Source organism: Streptomyces sp. NPDC046909 (assembly GCF_040644695.1).
In the GTDB taxonomy this organism is placed as follows: Bacteria; Actinomycetota; Actinomycetes; order Streptomycetales; family Streptomycetaceae; genus Streptomyces.
Window position 1 is genome coordinate 1 of record NZ_JBEYXC010000049.1, and the last position, 3,975, is coordinate 3,975.

Annotated in this window: 3 protein-coding genes; all 3 read right to left on the reverse strand. The window is 70.3% G+C overall.

Going from position 1 to position 3,975, the window contains the following annotated elements:
- Positions 1–88 precede the first annotated feature (88 nt).
- The 3 genes from ABZ928_RS53355 to sucC all read right to left on the reverse strand — a co-directional run bounded on the left by ABZ928_RS53355 (position 89) and on the right by sucC (position 3,788).
- Complete coding sequence (locus ABZ928_RS53355; RefSeq protein WP_361537128.1) at positions 89–1,645, reverse strand: aldehyde dehydrogenase family protein; 1,557 nt, start codon at positions 1,643–1,645, stop codon at positions 89–91.
- A 116-nt stretch (positions 1,646–1,761) separates the two neighbouring features.
- Positions 1,762–2,646, reverse strand: a complete 885-nt coding sequence (gene sucD, locus ABZ928_RS53360) for a succinate--CoA ligase subunit alpha (RefSeq protein WP_361537130.1) — start codon at positions 2,644–2,646, stop codon at positions 1,762–1,764.
- A gap of 11 nt (positions 2,647–2,657) precedes the next feature.
- Entirely contained in the window at positions 2,658–3,788 is a 1,131-nt protein-coding gene (sucC, locus tag ABZ928_RS53365) for an ADP-forming succinate--CoA ligase subunit beta (protein WP_361537132.1), read from the reverse strand.
- Positions 3,789–3,975: the final 187 nt, after the last annotated feature.

A 3,975-nucleotide genomic window follows, 5' to 3' on the forward strand; every position in this document is an offset into this window, starting at 1 on the left:
ATGCTCGCCACCTCACTTGTGTACGTCGACGTCTGCACGCGATGTCCGGGGGCGGCGCCCGATCACGGGCGCCGCCCCCGGTCGCCGGTCACGGCATGAGCTGGTACTCCGGGAAGTTGCCGGGCAGCCGCTCCCCCGCCGGTCCCTGAGTGACCGCGCGGACGAGCAGCTCGCCGCCGACGAAGGCGCCGCGCCAGGACGCGCCGAACCCGCCGAAGAGTTCGTCGCGGTCGCCCCGCGAACGCGGCTTGCCGTGGCCGACCTTGAAGGCGCGGATCTGCGGCGCGAGCCGGTCGAAGGTCGTCCGGTCGTCGGTGGACAGCGTGGCCACGAGCGCGCCGTTGGAGGCGTTCATGGCGGCGAGCAGTTCCGCCTCCGTGTCGACCAGGACGATGGTGTCGACCGGGCCGAAGGGTTCCGCGTGGTGGAGCGGGGAGGAGGGGGGCGGGTTGAGGAGCGTGACGGGTTGGACGTAGGCCGAGGTGTCCTGGCCGGGCAGGAAGCGGGCGTCCGTCGTACGGGCGCGGTGCAGGGGGACGGCGCCTCGGGCGATGGCCTCGGCGACCTGGTCGTGCAGGTCCTTCGCCTTGGCCGCGTTGATCACGGGTCCGAAGTCCAGCGCCGGGTAGGGGTCGTCGGGCTGCGCGACGGCGAGCGGGTGGCCGACCTTGAGCGTGCGCACGGCCGGGAGGTACGCCGTCAGGAACTCGTCGAACAGCTCACGCTGGACGACGAAACGCGGGTACGCCGTGCAGCGCTGCTTGCCGTAGTCGAAGAGTTTGGGGATGACGGCCGTGAGGGCGTCCCAGTCCGAGTAGTTCCAGATGCCCCAGGTGTTGAGTCCTTCCTGTTCGAGTACATGCCGCTTGCCGAGGTCGGCGACGGCCGTGGCCACGGCGGCGCCGGTGTCGCGGCCGCCGACGAAGGAGACACAGCCGATCTCGGGCGCCCGCACCAGCGCCTCGGACAGCTCTCCCCCGCTGCCGCTGACGAGGGTGACGGGAATCCCCTCGCGGGCGGCGAGTGCGCAGGCCAGGGTCAGACAGGCGACACCGCCGTCGGTCGGGGTCTTGGCGATGACCGCGTTGCCCGCCAGGGCCTGTACCAGCATGGCGTGAACGAGCACGCTCATCGGATAGTTCCAGCTGGCGATGTTGGACACCGGGCCGTCCAGCGGGGCCCGCCCCGCGACCATCGGCTCGATGCCGTCGACGTACCAGCGCACCCCGTCGATGGCCCGGTCGACGTCCGCCTGCGCGAGCCGCCAGGGTTTGCCGATCTCCCAGACGAGGAGCAGGGAGAGGAGTTCGCGGTGCTGGGTGAGGGCGTCGAGGGTGGCGGCGACGCGGGCGCGGCGCTCGTCGAGCGGGATGTGCCGCCAGGCGCGGTGCTGGTCGAGGGAGGCACGTACGGCCTGATGGGCGGCGTCGCGGTCCAGGCGCGGCGGGCCGGCGATCGGGCTGCCGTCGACGGGGCTGGTGGCGGGCAGGGCACGGCCGTCCGCGTGCCAGGCGGAGTTCCAGAGGTTGAGGACGCGGTCGTCGCGGAACGCCTCGGGGGCTACCGCGAGGCAGCGCTGCCAGGCGTCCTCCCAGGAGGTGCCGGACTTCACCACGAGGGGCGTGGAGTTGAGGGTGGATGTCATGCGATGTCTCCGCTCTCGGTGCACAGTCGGGGGCGGGGGGTGTCGGTTGTGGAGATGGCGGTACGGTGTGGCGCCGGATGTGTCCGGCAGTCGGTGCCTCTCCACCATGGGTGGTGTCAGAGCCGGTTTTCCAGCAGGGTCAGCACAAGGCGGGCGGTCTCGGTCGGGGTGTTCCCCACCTTGACGCCGACCGCTTCCAGCGCTTCCTTCTTCGCCCGCGCGGTGCCCGAGGAGCCGGACACGATGGCGCCCGCGTGTCCCATGGTCTTGCCCTCGGGCGCGGTGAATCCGGCGATGTAGCCGACGACGGGCTTGCTGACGTGCTTCTCGATGTAGGCGGCCGCGCGTTCCTCGGCGTCGCCGCCGATCTCCCCTATGAGGACGACGAGTTCGGTGTCGGGGTCGTCCTGGAAGGCGGCCAGGCAGTCGATGTGGGTGGTGCCGACGACGGGGTCGCCGCCGATGCCGACACAGGTCGTGAAGCCGATGTCGCGCAGCTCGTACATGAGTTGGTAGGTGAGCGTGCCCGACTTGGACACCAGGCCGATGCGGCCGGGTTTGGTGATGTCGGCGGGGATGATGCCCGCGTTGGACTGTCCCGGGCTGATGAGACCCGGGCAGTTGGGGCCGACGATCCTGGTCCCCTTCTCCCGCGCGTACGCGGTGAAGGCGACGGAGTCGTGGACGGGGATGCCCTCGGTGATGACGACGGCGAGCCCGATCCCGGCGTCGGCGGCTTCCATCACGGCCGCTTTGGCGAAGGCGGGCGGGACGAAGACGACGGTGACATCGGCTCCGGTCGACTGTATGCCGTCGGCGACCGACCCGAAGACGGGTACGGCGCGGTCGTCGAAGTCGATGGTGCGACCGGCCTTGCGCGGGTTGACGCCGCCGACGACGTCGGTGCCGGCCGCGAGCATGCGCCGGGTGTGCTTCATGCCCTCGCCGCCGGTCATGCCCTGGACGAGGACCTTGCTCTCCTTGGTGAGGTAGATCGCCATGTGCCGTCTCCTCAGGCTGCGGTGGCGAGTTCGGCGGCGCGGCGGGCGGCGCCGTCCATGGTGGTGGCCTGCTGGACCAGTGGATGGGCGTGCGCGTCGAGGACGGCGCGGCCGCGTGCGGCGTTGTTCCCGTCGAGGCGCACGACGAGCGGCTTGGTCAACCGGACGGTGTCCAGGGCCCGCACGATGCCTTCGGCGACCGCGTCGCACGCGGTGATCCCGCCGAAGACATTGACGAACACCGACTTCACGGCCGGGTCGGAGAGGATGACGGCCAGCCCGTCGGCCATGACCTGGGCGGACGCGCCGCCGCCGATGTCGAGGAAGTTGGCCGGCCGGGCGCCGCAGCCGGCGACCACGTCGAGGGTCGACATGACGAGTCCGGCCCCGTTGCCGATGATGCCGACCTCGCCGTCGAGTTTGACGTAGTTGAGGCCCTTGGCGGCGGCCGCCGTCTCCAGCGCGTGGTCGCGCTCCTCTTCCTCCGCGCCCCAACGGGCTTGTCGGAAGCGGGCGTTGTCGTCCAGCGTCACCTTGCCGTCGAGGGCGAGGATCTGCCCCTGCCGGGTACGGACGAACGGGTTGACCTCGACGAGGACGGCGTCCTCACGCACCAGCACCTGCCACAGCCGTACGAGGACGTCCACGGTCTGCGGCGGAAGTCCGGCGGCTGCGGCGATCTCCCCCGCCTTCGCGGAGGTGACCCCCACGGCCGGGTCAATGTGTACACGGGCGACCGCCTCCGGTCGACTGGCGGCGACCTCCTCTATCTCCATGCCACCTTCCGCGGAGGCGATGGCGAGGAAGCGGCCCGCCGCCCGGTCGAGGACGTACGAGACGTAGAACTCGGCCTCGATGTCGACGGGTTGGGCCAGCATGACCTTGCCGACCGTGTGCCCCTTGATGTCCATACCGAGGATCTGGCGTGCCGTCAGTTCCGCCGCGGCCGGATCGGCGGCGAGCCGCACTCCGCCCGCCTTGCCCCGCCCTCCGGTCTTGACCTGCGCCTTGACGACGACACGGCCGCCGAGCCTGCGCGCGATCTCCCTGGCTTCCTTGGGTGATGCGGTGACCTCCGCCCTCGGCACGAGGATGCCGCGTTCCTCGAAGAGCCCTCGGGCCTGGTGCTCGTACAGGTCCATGATTCGGCTCCCGTCTTGATTGAGTCGCGTCTGAAAAGTGGTGCACGACCCCTGGACATCACCCACGGGATGCGGGATAACAATCTTCATACAGTATTCGTCGACTGTATGCAATCTACCGTACACGGCTCAAGGGATGGCGCGACCACACCGCTCAAGGCAACGGACAAGCGAGGTGACCTGTGAC

Coding starts and splice junctions, on each gene's coding strand:
- ABZ928_RS53355 (WP_361537128.1), bottom strand. CDS start 1,645: ATGACATCCACCCTCAACTCCACGCCCCTCGTGGTGAAGTCCGGCACC.
- sucD (WP_361537130.1), bottom strand. CDS start 2,646: ATGGCGATCTACCTCACCAAGGAGAGCAAGGTCCTCGTCCAGGGCATG.
- sucC (WP_361537132.1), bottom strand. CDS start 3,788: ATGGACCTGTACGAGCACCAGGCCCGAGGGCTCTTCGAGGAACGCGGC.